Genomic DNA, 16046 nt, shown 5'->3' with positions numbered 1-16046 from the left:
GCTTCCCCTACTCATGCCGGACCGGCACGATCAGAAGCTCCAGTTTGCCCTCATCGACATTCAGTCTGCCTTCCACCGTTTCGTACTCGCGGCCGCCTACAATCAAATAATTGACGTGCTCAAGCGCCGCAATCATGCTGGAATTCCAGAGGCGTTCCTCCAGCTCCCGCACCCCGCCGTCCTGGCTCTTCTCAAACAAAACCACACTCATCTGTTGATCCACTGTCCTTCCCCCTCTTGTGCTGCATTTATCCTTGATACGTTCCGGAATCTGATCCGTTTCACCTTTCCATCCTTGCCTTTCTTCTGTAAATCAGGGAAATAAACAAACAGTTCTGGGAGGCCTTCCCATTCTAGCATACGGAGTGCGCCAGGGAGTGTAAATTGGAAGTTTAGCCGGACTGCCCTTTCAGCAGATTTTCAGGGTGGATTATTGCCAATATATAGTAAAAGATTAATCCGACGGCCAATTAAGCCGATATAGAAATAGAAACCTTCTGTAAGCGGCGTGTAATTACATAAATTTACATGGAAAATTTTCATAAGGGTGCATCGTCAGTCATCCTTCTTTCGCCGCTTGGATACTGCATAAGAGAGAGAGGATCAGTTTATATGAAAGTTCGTTTTAAACGTTTGAAAATTGGAGCGCCTTCCTCATTAAAATTGAAGCTTATGGCGTACCTTCTTGTCCTGAGCGTGGTGCCCGTAGTCATTGTCGCCGTGATCACCAGCTCGCTGTATTCCAAAATTTTGGTCAAGGATATCCAGGCCCAGCAGTCGGCGATCGCCGCCAGCAACGCCCGGGATTTGAACACTCTGCTGAAGAATAAACTTGGAGCGCTTGAGAGCATGGCGCAGAAATACCAGGATGTCCTGCTCGGAGACGATCAGGCAGCTATTGTTGAGCTCCTCCAAACGATGAAAGCCGCTAGTCCCGACGTCACTTCTTTCGCCTTTTCCGATGCGCAGGGCCATTTGATCAATGAGTCCTCCAAGACGTTTGATATTTCGCAGTACGATAACTACAAGCGGATAATAAAGGAGAAAAGTGCGGGGATCTCGGATATTGCCCAGGATCTTGAAACGCATCAAAATATTATTATCATGGATTTCCCCCTGCTTGACGGCACCGAGGTCCGCGGCATCCTTCAGGCTGTCGTAAGTCCCGGGGGCATTCTGGATCAGCTGAACCAGAGCAAGCTGGGCGATACCGGCAATGCATTTCTGCTCTCCAAAACCGGCAATTATCTTGCCTATTCCGACACCAACCGAATCGGGAAGAACGTCAAAGAGTTTGAGAGCGCAGAGACCACTGCCCTGTTTAACAATGAAATTCTGAAGAACCTGCAAGGCACGGCTGCCTATACATCCAAAGACGGCAAAACGCAGATGGCCGCCTATGAGCAGGTAGGACTGACAGGCTGGCGGGTGGTCATGATCGGCGAGAAGGGCGACCTGATGAAGGATGCCCATCATTCCGAAATGACCGGTTACCTAATCATTCTTATATGCGCGGTCATCGTCGGGGCCTTAGCCTACCTCGCGGCAGTTTATATTCTCAGGCCAACCTATGCGCTGACCCGTGTAATGAAAAAGGCTGCGGCAGGCGACCTGACGCAGCGCCTTCCGGTTAAAGGCAAGGATGAAATGGAGCAGCTCAAGGAGCACACCAACTTCATGCTGGATTCCTTCACGCTTATGCTGGGCAAGCTTGGAGAAGCGGTGCAGCACACAGCCGCTTCGTCCGAGCAGCTTACCGCTATTGCTGCGAATTCGGCCCGCACCTCCGAGCAGACGGCTGATGCCGTGGTTCAGATGATGAACGGGGCTGATGTACAGGTAGAAGGCACTGAGCAGTCGGCTGTGGCTATGGAGGAAATGTCCATCGGCATCCAGCGGATTGCCGCTTCGTCCAGTGTTGTGGGCGACAAGGCCCAGCAGGTGCAGGAGCAGGTGGCGCATGGAGACAAGGTTGTTCAGGCTGCCGTGTCCCAGATCAGCAATGTCAGCGAGGCCGTCGGCCGGTCTGCGGTCATGGTTCAGACGCTCGAGGCCCTTTCGGCAGAGATCAACCAGATTATCAGCTACATCTCGGACATCGCGCAGCAGACGAATCTGCTGTCCCTGAACGCCTCTATTGAGGCGGCCCGCGCGGGCGAACACGGACGGGGATTTGCCGTCGTGGCAGGTGAAGTGAAGAAGCTGGCGGAGCAGACCGCGCAGTCCACGGAGTCCATTGCCGGCATTATTGCCCAGATTCAGCAGGCAACGGCCCGGACTTCCCGATCGATCGCGGAAGAGAGCGAAGAAGTGCTGAAGAGCGTGAAGCAGATCGAGCAGGTAGGCGACGTGTTCGGCTCTATCGTTCAGGCCGTCGCCCAGGTGTCCAGCGAGATCAGCGAGGTCTCCGCAGCAACGGAGCAGCTGTCCGCCGGCACGGAGGAGGTCTCCGCTTCCCTGCAGGAGATGGTCGGCATCTCCAAGGGCTCTCTGCAGGAGCTGACCGGCATCGTCGAAAAGACGGCTGAGCAGCACCGCTCCATGGAGGAGATTTCGGCTTCCTCCGAGTCGCTGAGCCGTATGGCCGGCGAGCTGCAGGAGCTTGTGGCGAAGTTTAAAACGAACTAGCGCGTCAAAGCGTACGCCGGTTCATGATTTGCGCACACGCCGTGCGCTATATAAAAAAATAAGGCTGGAGAAAGAACGCGCTGCCGCGTGTTCTGTTCCCCAGCCTTTTTCTATTGCTCCGAATCTGTTATTCAGAATCTATTGCTCCGAATTTTCCTCAAGGCTTTAAGACACTGCTTGCTGCGCGGGGATCGTTAACAGGAACGTAGTCCCCTCCCCTTTTTCACTATGAACCTCAACCGTACCCTTCAGCTTGTAGATAGTGTTGTAGACCAGCAGCATGCCGAGGCCTGTCCCCTGCTCTATTGTGGAATAGTAAGGCTTGCCGAGCCGTGATAGTTCTTCTTCGGACATCCCGGTTCCGTTATCCTGAACCTTAATGACAATATGATGCTTCTGGTCCGAAATCTCGATGTAGAGCGTGCCGCCGCCCTTCATTTTCATAGCCTCAATGGCGTTCTTGTACAGATTGATCAGGCACTGCTGGAACTGATGGCGGTCATAGCTCGTTCTTAACTTGTTGCTGAAATGGAAGTCCAGCTCCACTCCGTTAATCGAAGCATACGGGAGGATGATATTTATCGTATATTCCAGCTCCGCTTTCAGATCCGAGTAGACCATATTAGCCGACTGCGGCTTGGCGAAGGATAAGAAATCGCTTACGATTTTCTCCGCGTGCCGTAGCTCCTGCAGGGAGATTTGGATATATTCCTTCTCCCGCTCCGTCAAGCCGGCGGACTTCCCCAGCAGCTGGAGAAAGCCGCTCGTAACGGTCAGCGGGTTCCGGATCTCATGCGATACACTTGCCGCAAGCTCGCTGACTACATTCAGCCTCTCCGATTGGAGCATCCAGCTGCGGCTCTTGATATTGGCCAGAATGCGCTCAATTAGGATCATAATGATTGCCATCATCAGGGTATGGACGGTCAAAGCATTGATCGCCAGAACTTTATATTGCTGGTCCAAATCGCCAAGGACAAAAGCCAGGCTGATCAGATAGCAGCTCATTGTCAGGAAGGAAGCCGCACTTGCCGCAATGACCCGGCCCTTGGGCGTCAGGCTCATGAAGGTTTTATGATACAAAGGAACCGCTGCCATGACAGCAGACGAGAAGAGCAAGGAGGGCAGGACGCCCTCCCCGCCTACGTACAGTCTCGACAGGTTCAGGATGATGTATAACGGAAGTGCGTTCTTGTAGCCTCCATAGAGCGCAACGACCAGAAACGGAATGTACCTGAGATCGAAGGTGAATCCGGAGTCCATTTTGATGGGCAGAATCATACATAAACTCATAGTCACCGCTGACAGCAAAACAAGAAGCTCTCTGTAGAACCGATGGGGCCAGTTCTCAAAAAACAATAAGTAAACCACAACCGGAATAAGCAGAAAAAGGAAATTTAACAGCAGAGCTTCGAACAATGGCGATCTTCCTTTCTGTTTGTGCTGGAAGCACGCGGTTATGTGGTGCGATTGTGTGGTGGTGCGATTGTGTGGTTGTGTAATCATGTGGTTGTGTAATCATGTGGTTGAGTAATCATGTGATTGTGTGATCATGTGATTGTCTGATTATTGGCACTATATAATCAAACTTTACGATAATTTATTCTTGAAAGTAAAGCTGCCCGCCCAGCCCGGGAGACTAATTGCGCCGTCCCTCCGCATGCAGCCGCTTCATATCCTCAATAAGCAGCTCCACATGGTCTTCCCTTGTCGCCCAGCTGGTGCAGAAGCGCACAACCGTATGGCCGGCGCCGGCCGGTTCCCAGATGGAGAAGGAATACTTCTTCTTCAAAGCTTCCAGCATGGCATCCGGCAGGATGGGAAACTGCTGGTTCGTTGTCGAGGCATATTTGAAAGCGCAGCCCAGCTCCGCGAGCGTGCGCTGAATCCGCATGGCCAGCCGGGTGGCGTGACGGGAGATCTCGAAATAGAGGCCGTCCTCAAACAAGGTCTCAAACTGGATGCCGAGCATCCGGCCTTTGGCCAGCATGCCGCCTCTCTGCTTGATATGGTAGCGGAAGTCGCGCTTGTAGGCTTCGTTAGAAATCACGACCGCTTCGCCCATCATCGCCCCGACCTTGGTGCCCCCGATATAGAAGACGTCGCTGAGCTTCGCCAAGTCCGCCAAAGTCACGTCATTGTCCTCCGCAGCCAGCGCATAGCCGAGTCTTGCCCCGTCCACAAAGAGCGCCAGCCCGCATTCCCGGCTGACCTGATAAAGGGATTCAAGCTCGGCTTTGCTGTAGATCGTCCCGTTCTCGGTAGACTGGGAGATATAGACCATACCCGGCTGGACCAGATGCTCGTGCGCCGAGTCATTCCAGTGGGCTTCATACACTTCTTTGACCTGCTCGGCCGTCATTTTGCCGTCCCCGCTCGGCACGGTCAGCACCTTGTGGCCTGTCGCCTCAATTGCCCCGGTTTCATGGCCGGCGATATGACCGGTGGCTGCGGCAATCACTCCCTGATGCGGGCGGAGAATCGAAGCAATCACCGTCATATTCGTCTGAGTGCCTCCAACCAGAAAATGCACATCGGCATCAGGCGCCGCGCAGGCCTTGCGGATGTACTCCCGCGCCCGCCCGCAGTGCTCGTCCGTTCCATAGCCGCTGGTCTGCTCCAGATTCGTCTTCAGCAGTCTTTGCAAAATGCGCTCATGGGCGCCCTCGGTATAATCACTTTCAAAACGGATCATCGTTGTATTCTCCTCCTGGTGTCGGTATGTATTGGCTCCATTGTCTATTATACGCGCCAGCGCAACCTTGGCGGACCGGACTGCAGACCCCTTAGGACAAGCAGGAAAAAGGCCCCGGATAAGCAGTTCCGAATACGCAGTTCCGGATACACAGTTATGGTACAATATTTCCAACAAACATCTGTTCTATATCCATAGAAAGGTAACGGTCCTAGATGCACATTCCAATCACCAAAAAATCGATCAAGCAGTGGTGCGGCTCCTACGCTTACCAGAAGGGCGAGCGGTTAAACCGCGCCAACAAGGTACAGATTGTCCAGTTTGACGACGAAAGCGGCCGGTACACGGCTGAGGTGTCCGGCCAGGACCGCTGCGAGGTCCGGCTCTCCTTCACCGCAGAAGGCCGGCCTGAAGCGGTATGCTCCTGCCCGGACCTTGGCTCCTACGATGCGTTCTGCGCGCATATCGCCGCCGTACTGCTCCGTTTGTATGAGGTTCAGCAGACGGACGGCGGGGAGGGCGGCCGGCCCGGCGGCCTGGACGGCTTGAACGGACTGGGCGTCACGGGCGGCAGCTCCCGCCCAAGGGACGGCACTGGCAGCGGCGGCACGCCGGGCACCTCCTCCCTCGCTGAGCGGATTTTGGGCTTGTTCGAGGACAAGCCGGCGCTTCCGATCCACAATCGGACCCTGATTGAGACACGGAGCCTGCTGCAGGTCGAATTTATACTGAAGCTGCTGGAATTCAGCCCCCGCACCTCGCTGTTCGGAGTCGAATTAAAGATCGGCCCCAAATCCCTGTATGTTGTGAAAAATATCGCCGCCTTCCTCGATCAGCTGAACCGCGGAGAGAGCAGCCCCATCTCGCCCCGGTTCAGCTATGACCCGGAGCTGCACAGCTTTGCCAAAGAGGATGAAGCGGTGCTTCAGGTTCTGATGAAGAAGGCTCAAGGCCATACCGCCTACCGGGAGATGGACCGCCTGGAAGCGGTCAGCGGAACCGGCAGGCCTGGCGGCCGCATGCTTCTGATCCCGCCTGAGGTTTGGCGGGAGCTGCTGCCTTTGCTGCCGCAGGCTCCGCAGGTGACGCTGATGGACGGAAGCCTTAAATACGAAGGCATCACGCTGTCAGACGAAGCGCTCCCGCTGAGCTTCGAGCTCGGAGAGGCCGCCGAATATTCGCTTCGCGTTCAGGGGCTTCGCTCCGTCAAAATATTGGAGCCGTACGGCGCGGCCTTTATCCAGGGCCGTCTGCTGCCGCTTCCGGAGAAGACGGCCAGGCGGCTTGCCGAGCTCAAGGCCATCCTTGGCGATACCGATGCCGGGGAACAGGAGATCCAGATTCCCCGCAGCCAGATGGATGCTTTCATCCAGAGGGCGGTTCCCGGCTTCAAGCAGCTCGGCCGTGTCAGCATCGCACCGGAAATTGCCGGCCGGGTCATTCAGTTCCCGCTGCAGGCCAGGCTGTACCTGGACCGGGTCCGGGACCGCCTGCTGGCCGGCGTTGAATTCCAGTACGACACGGTCGTCATCAATCCGCTCGAGGAGGAGCGGCGGCAGCCGGGCACCGGCCGGATTCTGATCCGGGACGCGGACAAGGAGCGCCAGATCCTGGATCTGTTAGAAGCGCAGCCGTTCACTAAGACGGAAGCCGGCTATTACATGGAAGAGGAAGAAGCCGAGTTCCAGTTCCTGTACCAGGTCGTTCCTCAGCTCGAGCAGCTGCTGAAGGTGTACGCGACCACAGCCGTCAAGCTCCGGGTCCACAAGCTGGACGAGGTGCCGAAGGTCAGTGTGCAGGTATCGGCCGGGGAGACGATGAACTGGCTGGAATTCCGGCTGAATATGGGCTGGATTCCGGAGACCGAAATCCGCAGCCTCATCAAATCGCTGGAGGAGAAGAAGCGGTATTACCGCCTGCCAAGCGGCTCTCTCCTGCCGCTGGACAGTGCCGAGATGCAGGAAATGGCAGCGTTTCTGAAAGAAACGGGACTGCTCCATTCCGAGATCGAAGGCGCCGCAATCCGGGTGCCCCTATTTCGGGGAATTTCGCTTGCCGATCAGCCTTCCCGCCTGCTGAAGCTTGACCGGCCGGTGCGGCAGCTGCTGGATAATCTGCGGAACCCGGACAACCTGGACTTTCCGGTGCCGGCGTCCCTTTCGCCTGTACTGAGAGACTACCAGAAGCTCGGCTACCAGTGGCTGAAGACGCTTGCCCACTACGGCTTTGGCGGAATTCTGGCCGATGATATGGGCCTTGGCAAAACGCTGCAGAGCATCGCCTACATCACCTCCGTCCTGCCTGACATCCGGAAGCGGCAGCTTCCGGTGCTCGTCGTCTCACCAGGCTCTCTGGTCTACAACTGGCGGGATGAGCTTAAGAAGTTCGCGCCCGATATCCGCGTGCTGATCGCCGACGGCAGCCAGGCCGAGCGGCAGTCCAAGCTGGCCGCCGCCGGGGAAGCGGATGTCATTCTGACCTCGTACACCCTGCTTCTCCGCGATGTGCGCAGGTATGCCAAGCTGCCGGTTCACACGTTGATTCTGGACGAGGCCCAGGCCTTCAAAAATCATTCGACCCAGACCGCCCGGGCGGTCAAATCGATTCAGGCCGAGTTCCGCTTTGCCTTGACGGGCACGCCGATTGAGAACCGGCTCGAAGAGCTCTGGTCGATTTTTCATGTGGTGTTTCCGCCGCTCTTCCAGGATTTGAACACGTTCGGGAACCTGACACGCAAGGAAGTGGCTAAGCGCGCCCGTCCGTTCATGCTCCGCAGGTGGAAGAGCGACGTACTCCAGGATCTGCCGGAGAAGATCGAGTCGATCGTGCCTGCCGAGCTGCTGCCGGAGCAGAAGAAGCTCTACACCGCCTATCTGGCCAAGCTGCAGCAGGATACGCTGAAGCATCTGAGCGTGGACGGCTACCACAAGAGCCGGATCAAAATTCTGGCCGGACTGACCCGGCTCCGGCAGATCTGCTGCCATCCCGCCCTGTTTGTGGAGGGCTACAAGGGAAGCTCTGCCAAGCTCGAACAGCTGATGGAGATTGTGGAGGAATGCCGGGCCAATCGAAAGAGAATGCTGATCTTCTCCCAGTTCACAGAGATGCTCGGCCTGATCGGGCAGGCATTAAATGATCTGGGCCTGCCGTATTTCTATCTGGACGGCTCCACTCCGGCCCGCGAGCGCGTGGAGCTGTGCCGCCGGTTCAACGAAGGGGAGATGGAGGTGTTCCTGATCTCTATGAAGGCCGGGGGGACCGGGCTTAATTTGACCGGCGCCGATACCGTCCTCCTGTATGACCTGTGGTGGAACCCGGCTGTCGAGCAGCAGGCCGCAGACCGCGCCCACCGCATAGGCCAGAAGAAGGTCGTGCAGGTGATCCGGCTGATCGCCAAAGACACGATGGAGGAGAAAATGTACGAGCTGCAGCACAATAAGAAGCACCTGATCGACGAGGTCATGGGCCAGGGCCAGGACCTGGCCGCACCTTCCCTGACTGAGCAGGAGCTGCGCGATATTCTGATGATCTAAATAATCCTGATTAGCAGATTAATTCATCACGGCTTTTCATCATTTTTTCATCAAAAATCTCTATACTAACCTAGACCTATGCTAATCGAAACTCAGTGTGAGAAATCAGAGAGGTGAAGATGATGAGCAAGAAGAGGACCGTCTGGATTCCGGCGCTCATTGCCGCTGTAATCGCTGCCCTGCTGGCAGGCTATTACTTCTACAATTCGTGGTCAAATGGCGGCGGCATGCACCCTGGTGAAGGCGGCGGGCCTCCCGGCGGAATGAAGGGGCATCCTCCGGGCGGGGAGCAGGGCTACGGGGAGCTGTTCAAGACTTTCGGCACCCTATCTGTCTTTCTTGGGGCTGCCGGATTCTGCTGGTATTGGTTTAAGAAGAAGCTGAAGTCGCCGTCTCTCATTGTCAGGAAGATCGGCAGGCTGCTGCATGCCCTCCATAAACCGCTGGGCTGGGCCGCCCTGCTGCTGATTGCCGCGCACGGCATTTATTTTCTGGTGACGAAGCTGCAGGATCACAAGATCTATTCAGGCCTGGCGGCGTTTGTCATCCTGCTGGCCCTGGCCGGATACGGCTTCTTCATTAACAAGATCCGCAACCGCTGGATGCGCCTGGTTCACCGCTCGCTGGCCCTGCTGTGGGTGCCGGCTTTGCTGCTGCATGCAGGAGGCTCGGCCATTACTGCCGTCCTCATTACCCTTGGTATAGGCGTGCTGATCTGGATTTTGGAGAAATGGGCTTCAAGGAACGTACAACCCGCCGCCTGAACAGGGCGATGGGTTGTTTGGCTTTTACAAGATGGGAATAACCGCAGCAGCAGCCGGGGATATTAGGGGTAAAAAAGGGGCTCTCCCTCATGCCTAACTTTATCCCTTTTCTGGTTCTGGTGATCATCAGTGCAGCAATATTGATTCAAACAGGGGCGCATAACCGGCAGATCGGGATTGCGGCCCTCTTCCTGTGCTTCTCCGGCATGGTCTACACAGCCGAGTTCTTTGTGCTGATCATCTGGGACGGCTACCGGTACTTTCCGCATGTTCTAAAGAATTCCTATTACGACAATGCGCTTGGGGCGGTTGCCTCCAATTTATTTATAATCCCTTCATTAGCCACAGCAGCAGCCGTTTACCAGATCAAAATCCGCTGGCTCATCCTGATCGCCGCCGCGCTCATCGGTGTGGAATTTCTATTTGAATGGCTGGGTGTCTACCAAAGGTACTGGTGGCGGAAAGAATACACCTTTATTGTGCTGGTTACCTTCTTTCTTCTTGCGAAGTTCTGGATGCGCGCCCTTCAGGCCGGCCGGAGTCCGGTCCGCTTTCTGTCCCTTTGGATGCTGGTCTGGGCGAGTGCCGGGACAATCATGTACATCCTGTCGGTTCTGAATGTCCGCCATTACCTGTCTGGCTTATATGCCGATGCAGGCCGTGATGATCTGTTTGTCTCTACTGTAACCGGGATGATCAAAGGCCTTATTTTTGCCTCCGTCCTCACCTGGACCCGCAAAATTCACTGGCATCTCCTTGTCCCGCCTCTGATTCTTGGAGTTGACCTGCCGCTTTATGGATTCGGCATCCTTCATATCGAAATTGCCTTTTGGAAGTATGCATTGATTTATCTGCTGTTCGCGTTTCTGCTGCTTTGGCTGGCCCGCTATGCGCATGCTTATTTTAACAAATTAAACCGGACTGCTGCTTAGGCCAGGCAGACCCGGAACCGGGCCGGGATAATCCATGCCCAATCGGACAAAATAACCTCAGCCCTGCAGCCGCTTCTCAAGCTCCAGCTCGTGCTCGATCGGAATCCCGTCCTGTCCGGTCATCGGGATCTGCGGTTTCAGCCGGCGGTTGTCCTCAAGCGCGTTCCGGTAGAAGCTGCACAGGGTCATTCCATTTTTCTGGAAAAATCGGATCGCGTGAATATTATCATTCGTCACGATACACCACATTCTTGTGCAGCCCTTCGCGGCGGCAATATGCTGGAGCTCGTCCAGCATCAAAGCGGCAGTACCCTGCCCGCGGACCGTACTGTTGACGGTAACGATCTCGCATTCACCGCCGGCGATCTGGTAAGTGAGCAGGCCTGTGATCTGCTCCTCCGAGACAACCGCGAGACCCGGAAGCTGTTCGAGATGGTGAACACGTCCTTTGGACGCCATGAGGGACGAGCCCCATTTTTGCTTGAAAAAGGCTGTAACCTGCTCCTTCGGCAGTTCGGATAATGGCTGTACCATCTGTTTGCCCTTCTTCCTTAGGGTTAATTATTATTATGGACATCTTATGGAAGTCTGCCGGCCAACGCAATAAAGTCCTTCACAGGAAAACGTCATCATGCAGGCATTTCAAAAATAATTTTCAAAAAAACTAAAATTACCATTGCTGTTTGCCCCAGCTCCTGCTAATATGGAGTTGCGTTATTTTTGGAAAGCTAATATTCAATATTCGATTGAGATCTTTCCAGCAGATAATTTTTGACCACTTCTCCAAGAGAAGTTAAGGCCATACGGACAGCCGGGTCAAATGCCGATTGGCAACTCTTGTTGCCTTATTGATTGAGTTAAAAGCTCAAATTTTATAAGTTGGTTACTTTACAACCAGTGCATCTGCACATCAACTTGTGAAACGGTCAATAAGAGTGGTAAAGGCGAATTATTTGCTAAATAGACTCTGATCCCAACCCGATATATTTGAATATTAAGAGCTTATCCATAACAGGGTTTTTTATGGCTGATGGATGCCGGGTTTGTCCGGTCATTTTCAGGGCTTTCTTAATATCGAATTTATCGCAAGCAAGTGATGGTGCGCAGTTGATGCGTCTTGTTCACTTGCTTTTTTATTTGTTGATGACCGGATTTTTGAACAAAAAAGATGAAGAGGAGAATGGAGAAATGGGAAAAGCGCTTATTATCGGAGCCGGCGGAGTTGCTTCTGTAGCCGTCCACAAATGTGTTCAAAACAGCGAAGTATTTGAGGAAATCTGCATCGCAAGCCGCACGAAGTCCAAATGTGACGAACTGAAAGCTAAGCTTGACGGCGGCAAAACAAAAATCACGACAGCTCAGGTTGACGCCAACAATGTTGACGAGCTGATCGCTCTGATCAACGAAGTGAAGCCGGACATCGTGATGAACCTGGCTCTGCCTTATCAGGATCTGACCATTATGGACGCCTGCCTGGCAACCAAAACGCACTACATGGATACAGCGAACTATGAACCGGAAGATACAGCGAAGTTCGAATACAAATGGCAGTGGGAATACCGCGAGCGCTTCGAGAAAGCCGGCATCACCGCTCTGCTCGGCAGCGGCTTTGACCCTGGCGTAACAGGCGTATTCTCCGCTTATGCTCTGAAGCATTATTTTGATGAAATTGAATATATCGACATTCTGGACTGCAACGGCGGCGACCACGGCTATCCTTTCGCCACCAACTTCAACCCTGAGATCAACATCCGCGAGGTTTCCGCGAACGGAAGATACTGGGAGAACGGCGAGTGGATTGAGACGAAACCGATGGAGATCAAACGCGTCTACAACTTTGCTGAAGTCGGCGAGAAAGACATGTACCTGCTGTACCATGAAGAGCTGGAGTCCCTGGCAGCTAACATCCCGGGCCTGAAACGCATCCGTTTCTTCATGACCTTCGGCCAAAGCTACCTGACACACCTGAAGGCGCTTGAGAATGTCGGCATGACTTCCATCGAGCCAATCGAATTTGAAGGCAAGCAGATCATTCCGCTGCAGTTCCTGAAAGCTGTTCTGCCTGATCCGGCATCTCTTGGACCACGTACGAAGGGCAAAACGAATATCGGCTGTATCTTTAAAGGCAAGAAAGACGGCAAAGAGAAACTTTACTATGTATACAACGTTTGTGACCATGAAGCATGCTACAGAGAAGTGGGCTCTCAGGCAGTTTCTTACACAACCGGCGTTCCAGCCATGATCGGCGCAGCGATGATTCTGCAGGGCCACTGGAACAAACCAGGCGTCTACAACGTGGAAGAGTTCAATCCGGATCCATTCATGGACGCACTGAACAAGTGGGGACTTCCTTGGGTCGAAGACTTCAATCCGGTAATCGTTGACGCTTATCCGGAAGACAAGAAGTCCGAGCAGCGGGAAGCAGAGGTCGTTAAGTAAATGCGATTTGAAGACCTGCCCACTCCTTGTTATGTAGTCGATGAAGAGCTTCTGGAGAAGAACCTGAAGATTCTGGCCGGCGTCATGGAACGCACAGGTGCCAGCATCATTTTGGCGCAGAAGGCTTATTCGATGTACACGACCTATCCTTTGATCGGCAAATACCTGAGCGGCACCGCGTCCAGCGGCCTCTATGAGGCCCGCCTCGGCCACGATGAAATGGGCAAAGAGAATCACGTCTTTGCCCCCGCTTACCGCGAAGATCAAATTGACGAGATTATTACGCTCTGCGACCATATAATCTTTAACTCGTTCTCCCAGGTGGAGAAATACGGGGCCAAGGTGCTTGCAGCCGGCAAGAAAATCGGTCTGCGCATCAACCCGGAATGCTCCACCCAGGTAGGACACGACATTTACAACCCATGCGCCGTCGGCTCCAGATTCGGCGTAACGATCGAGAACTTCCGTCCTGAGCTGCTTGACGGGATCTCCGGGCTGCATTTCCACACGCTGTGCCAGCAGAACTCGGATGACTTGTCGACTACCCTGGATGCCATCGAAGAGAAGTTTGGGCCTTATCTGTCCCAAATGGAATGGATCAACTTTGGCGGCGGCCACCACATCACGAGAGAAGATTATGATATCCCGCTGCTGGAAGAGTGCATCAAACGGATGCAGACGAAATACGGCTTGAAGGTCTACCTTGAGCCGGGTGAAGCTGTCGCGCTGAACGCGGGCTACCTGGTCACAACCGTGCTGGATACGCTGAAGAACGGCATGGACATCGCTATCGTCGATGCATCGGCTTCCTGCCATATGCCTGACGTGCTGGAGATGCCTTACCGTCCGCCGCTTCTTGGTTCCGGCGAGCCGGGCGAGAAAGCTTACACCTACCGTCTTGGCGGGCCGACCTGCCTTTCCGGCGACAACATCGGCGACTACTCCTTCGATGAGCCGCTAAAGCCGGGCGACCGTCTCGTATTTGGCGACATGGCCATCTACTCCATGGTGAAGAACACGACGTTTAACGGCATGCCGCTTCCGGCTCTTGTGCTCAAAGAGAAATCGGGAGACTGCAAAGTCCTGCACGAGTTCGGATATGAGGATTTCAAGATGCGTCTTGCTTAACCTGGATATACGGATTTTACGTCACAGATCGAAAAAGTTTCTTGTTCCAAATATATGGATCGTACGTTCTTTTTATACCACCGTCTGTCAGGCTTTGGCCGACAGACGGCTTTTTTGTCTGTTCGGGGAGAACAGGCCGCTGTGCTTGTACAGCAGCCTACATCAGCCCCCGTACAAAGCTCTCAAAATCAGGCGCAAGGCGTGTAACTTTATTGCGGTCCGTCTTGTCCACATGAACCACCTCAGGCTCGCCGTCATTTCCGGCTTCGCGGTAGTCAAGCATTACCACGCCCTGTTCGGACGGGCATTCGCAGATAATGACGCCGAATTCCGGATAACCGTCTTTCTCCATCAGGTACCTGCTGCCGCGGTCTCCGCAGAGCGAATAACTCTTGTCTCGCCCGATGCCCAAGAGGGAAGCGATCTCCACGGCCTGAGCGGAAGTTCCATTCTGTACAGCAAATGTCCGTCTGCGCGGCACTCCGCCGTTGTGCTCCTTCATCAGCTGTACATAGAAAGCCGGCAGCTTAAATACCAGCTCCTCTTCTACGGAAGCAACCAGCTCGTCTGAAGGCGGGGCCATCACGTATTTATCAGCAGCCTCCGCGATGTCGTCCCAGAAGCCCCCCTCTTCCAAATCGGCAGATGAGCCAGTTTGGGCTTGGACAGCAGCCTGCGTCACGCTGCCCGCTGATTCATGAAGCGGAACGGAGCCTTCTGAAACGAAGCCTTCTGAGCCAGCAGCATCAGAGCCAGCAGACTCCTCAGCTGGCGCAGAGCCTTCAACAGCAGCCCCTTCGCCGGACGGAGCGGACTCTCCGGAGCCGGATTCGGCTTCTCCTTCTGCTGCTTCATCCTTTTTCGCGCGGATCCATTCCAGGAACTCCAAAGTATCCTCATCTCCCGGATCCAGCTGGTCCGCAAGCTTAAATTCCCGTTCGGCATCGTCATACTGCTCCAAATAATAATAAGCAAGCCCGATCCGGTAGTGCCAGAGCGGGTCATCCCTGCCTTCCTCCGCAACCGTCAGAAACTGCGCGGCCGCTTCCTCATAACGCTCCAGATTATTCAGCGCCCTGCCTAAATGGCTGACCAGCTCATAACCCCTGTCCTCCGCCGGTATTCCTTCAATGGTCTCCACAATCTGCTCATATTCATCAGCCTCATGATAGGCCTCCAGCTGTGCCCGAAGCTCCTCGTTCATCCCATATGCCCCCCGCTGCTATTTTTTTCAATGTAAATTATACCATCCGGGAGGAGGGGCACTCCAGTGCATCGGTCACGCAGCCTTGCCGCCTATTCGGGCCCCTGTTGTCAGCTTGTGTTAAAGGTGTGCTTGTGTTAAAGGTGTGCCTGTGCTGCAGGCAGGTTATTTACAAGACGGCATTTTGTTAGTACACTAACTATATGCACAATAACTATCTAGCAGCGGACCGGTACAAGATACTGCATCCCAAAGCAACCGGAGGAACAAGTCATGGAACCGAATGAAAATAACATGGGATATCTTCTCAATAAAGCAGCTCTTCTCTTAAAGTGGGACCTTAACAAGAAGCTGAACGAATATGAACTCACCGCTACCCAATGGGCCGTTCTGCGCGATTTGCATAACCAGGAGATGCTTCCTGAGGAAGCCCGGACCATCACACCTGCCCATGTAGCAGAACGGCTCCTCGCCGACCGTCCTACGATTTCAGGCGTTATTGACCGGTTGTCGAAAAAAGGCCTGCTCCGGATTGAACGCAACCCGGCCGACCGCCGATCCCAGCTGCTGTTCTTGACCCCGGAGGCCGGTTCGATTTTTCCTAGACTGGTACAGGACACGGACATCACCCTGGAACAGGCCCTGCAGGGACTGTCCGCTGAACAGATCAAGCAGGCTAAAGAGGTTCTGCTTACAATGATCCGCAATCTTGAATCTTGATGA

General features: G+C 54.3%; 12 protein-coding genes. 7 read left to right on the top strand and 5 right to left on the bottom strand.

What is annotated here, in order from left to right; translation table 11 throughout:
- Positions 1-7: 7 nt before the first annotated feature.
- Complete coding sequence (locus FCN15_RS07860) at positions 8-223, bottom strand: hypothetical protein (protein WP_138494457.1); 216 nt, start codon at positions 221-223, stop codon at positions 8-10.
- A 389-nt stretch (positions 224-612) separates the two neighbouring features.
- Between FCN15_RS07860 and FCN15_RS07855 the strand changes: the two genes are divergently transcribed.
- A complete protein-coding gene (locus FCN15_RS07855; protein ID WP_162515311.1) occupies positions 613-2628 on the top strand; it encodes a methyl-accepting chemotaxis protein in 2016 nt (671 codons plus the stop codon).
- A gap of 165 nt (positions 2629-2793) precedes the next feature.
- Here FCN15_RS07855 and FCN15_RS07850 read toward each other — a convergent pair whose 3' ends face one another.
- Together FCN15_RS07850 and FCN15_RS07845 are read right to left on the bottom strand one after the other, a co-directional pair.
- Positions 2794-3999 (bottom strand): ATP-binding protein, encoded by a 1206-nt coding sequence (locus FCN15_RS07850; protein ID WP_275259483.1) that lies wholly within the window; start codon positions 3997-3999, stop codon positions 2794-2796.
- A 268-nt stretch (positions 4000-4267) separates the two neighbouring features.
- Positions 4268-5323, bottom strand: coding sequence for a threonine aldolase family protein (locus FCN15_RS07845; RefSeq protein WP_138494454.1), 1056 nt, complete (start codon positions 5321-5323; stop codon positions 4268-4270).
- A 215-nt stretch (positions 5324-5538) separates the two neighbouring features.
- Here FCN15_RS07845 and FCN15_RS07840 point away from each other — a divergent pair, with 215 nt between their 5' ends.
- The 3 genes from FCN15_RS07840 (at position 5539) to FCN15_RS07830 (ending at position 10552) form a co-directional block, all read left to right on the top strand.
- The gene (locus FCN15_RS07840) at positions 5539-8856 is read left to right on the top strand and encodes a DEAD/DEAH box helicase (protein WP_138494453.1); all 3318 of its coding nucleotides are present in this window, start codon (positions 5539-5541) and stop codon (positions 8854-8856) included.
- 122 nt (positions 8857-8978) lie between these two features.
- The gene (locus FCN15_RS07835; protein ID WP_138494452.1) at positions 8979-9620 is read left to right on the top strand and encodes a hypothetical protein; all 642 of its coding nucleotides are present in this window, start codon (positions 8979-8981) and stop codon (positions 9618-9620) included.
- 89 nt (positions 9621-9709) lie between these two features.
- Positions 9710-10552 (top strand): hypothetical protein, encoded by an 843-nt coding sequence (locus FCN15_RS07830; protein ID WP_138494451.1) that lies wholly within the window; start codon positions 9710-9712, stop codon positions 10550-10552.
- Positions 10553-10609: 57 nt separating this feature from the next.
- Here FCN15_RS07830 and FCN15_RS07825 read toward each other — a convergent pair whose 3' ends face one another.
- The gene (locus FCN15_RS07825; RefSeq protein ID WP_138494450.1) at positions 10610-11086 is read right to left on the bottom strand and encodes a GNAT family N-acetyltransferase; all 477 of its coding nucleotides are present in this window, start codon (positions 11084-11086) and stop codon (positions 10610-10612) included.
- Between the two features lie 654 nt (positions 11087-11740).
- Here FCN15_RS07825 and FCN15_RS07820 point away from each other — a divergent pair.
- Positions 11741-12991, top strand: a complete 1251-nt coding sequence (locus tag FCN15_RS07820; protein WP_138494449.1) for a saccharopine dehydrogenase family protein — start codon at positions 11741-11743, stop codon at positions 12989-12991.
- A complete protein-coding gene (nspC, locus tag FCN15_RS07815) occupies positions 12992-14119 on the top strand; it encodes a carboxynorspermidine decarboxylase (protein WP_138494448.1) in 1128 nt (375 codons plus the stop codon). It abuts the gene before it with no gap.
- A gap of 157 nt (positions 14120-14276) precedes the next feature.
- On the opposite strand, the gene FCN15_RS07810 is transcribed toward nspC, so the two are convergent.
- A complete protein-coding gene (locus tag FCN15_RS07810; RefSeq protein ID WP_138494447.1) occupies positions 14277-15323 on the bottom strand; it encodes an SMI1/KNR4 family protein in 1047 nt (348 codons plus the stop codon).
- 273 nt (positions 15324-15596) lie between these two features.
- On the opposite strand from FCN15_RS07810, the gene FCN15_RS07805 reads away from it, so the two are divergent.
- Positions 15597-16043 carry a MarR family winged helix-turn-helix transcriptional regulator gene (locus tag FCN15_RS07805; protein WP_138494446.1) on the top strand — a complete coding sequence of 149 codons (447 nt, stop codon included), beginning with the start codon at positions 15597-15599 and terminating at the stop codon, positions 16041-16043.
- Positions 16044-16046 lie beyond the last annotated feature (3 nt).

The sequence above is a fragment of the Paenibacillus pinistramenti genome (assembly GCF_005869875.1).
GTDB lineage: Bacteria > Bacillota > Bacilli > Paenibacillales > Paenibacillaceae > Fontibacillus > Fontibacillus pinistramenti.
The sequence above is the reverse complement of the archived record's forward strand: the minus strand, read 5'-3'. Positions and strand labels throughout refer to the sequence as shown.

What these genes read in the sequence shown, in the direction of transcription:
- FCN15_RS07825 (WP_138494450.1), bottom strand. Translation starts at nt 11,086, where the DNA reads ATGGTACAGCCATTATCCGAACTGCCGAAGGAGCAGGTTACAGCCTTT.
- FCN15_RS07840 (WP_138494453.1), top strand. Translation starts at nt 5,539, where the DNA reads ATGCACATTCCAATCACCAAAAAATCGATCAAGCAGTGGTGCGGCTCC.
- FCN15_RS07810 (WP_138494447.1), bottom strand. Translation starts at nt 15,323, where the DNA reads ATGAACGAGGAGCTTCGGGCACAGCTGGAGGCCTATCATGAGGCTGAT.
- FCN15_RS07855 (WP_162515311.1), top strand. Translation starts at nt 613, where the DNA reads ATGAAAGTTCGTTTTAAACGTTTGAAAATTGGAGCGCCTTCCTCATTA.
- FCN15_RS07820 (WP_138494449.1), top strand. Translation starts at nt 11,741, where the DNA reads ATGGGAAAAGCGCTTATTATCGGAGCCGGCGGAGTTGCTTCTGTAGCC.
- FCN15_RS07805 (WP_138494446.1), top strand. Translation starts at nt 15,597, where the DNA reads ATGGAACCGAATGAAAATAACATGGGATATCTTCTCAATAAAGCAGCT.
- FCN15_RS07845 (WP_138494454.1), bottom strand. Translation starts at nt 5,323, where the DNA reads ATGATCCGTTTTGAAAGTGATTATACCGAGGGCGCCCATGAGCGCATT.
- FCN15_RS07830 (WP_138494451.1), top strand. Translation starts at nt 9,710, where the DNA reads ATGCCTAACTTTATCCCTTTTCTGGTTCTGGTGATCATCAGTGCAGCA.
- FCN15_RS07835 (WP_138494452.1), top strand. Translation starts at nt 8,979, where the DNA reads ATGAGCAAGAAGAGGACCGTCTGGATTCCGGCGCTCATTGCCGCTGTA.
- nspC (WP_138494448.1), top strand. Translation starts at nt 12,992, where the DNA reads ATGCGATTTGAAGACCTGCCCACTCCTTGTTATGTAGTCGATGAAGAG.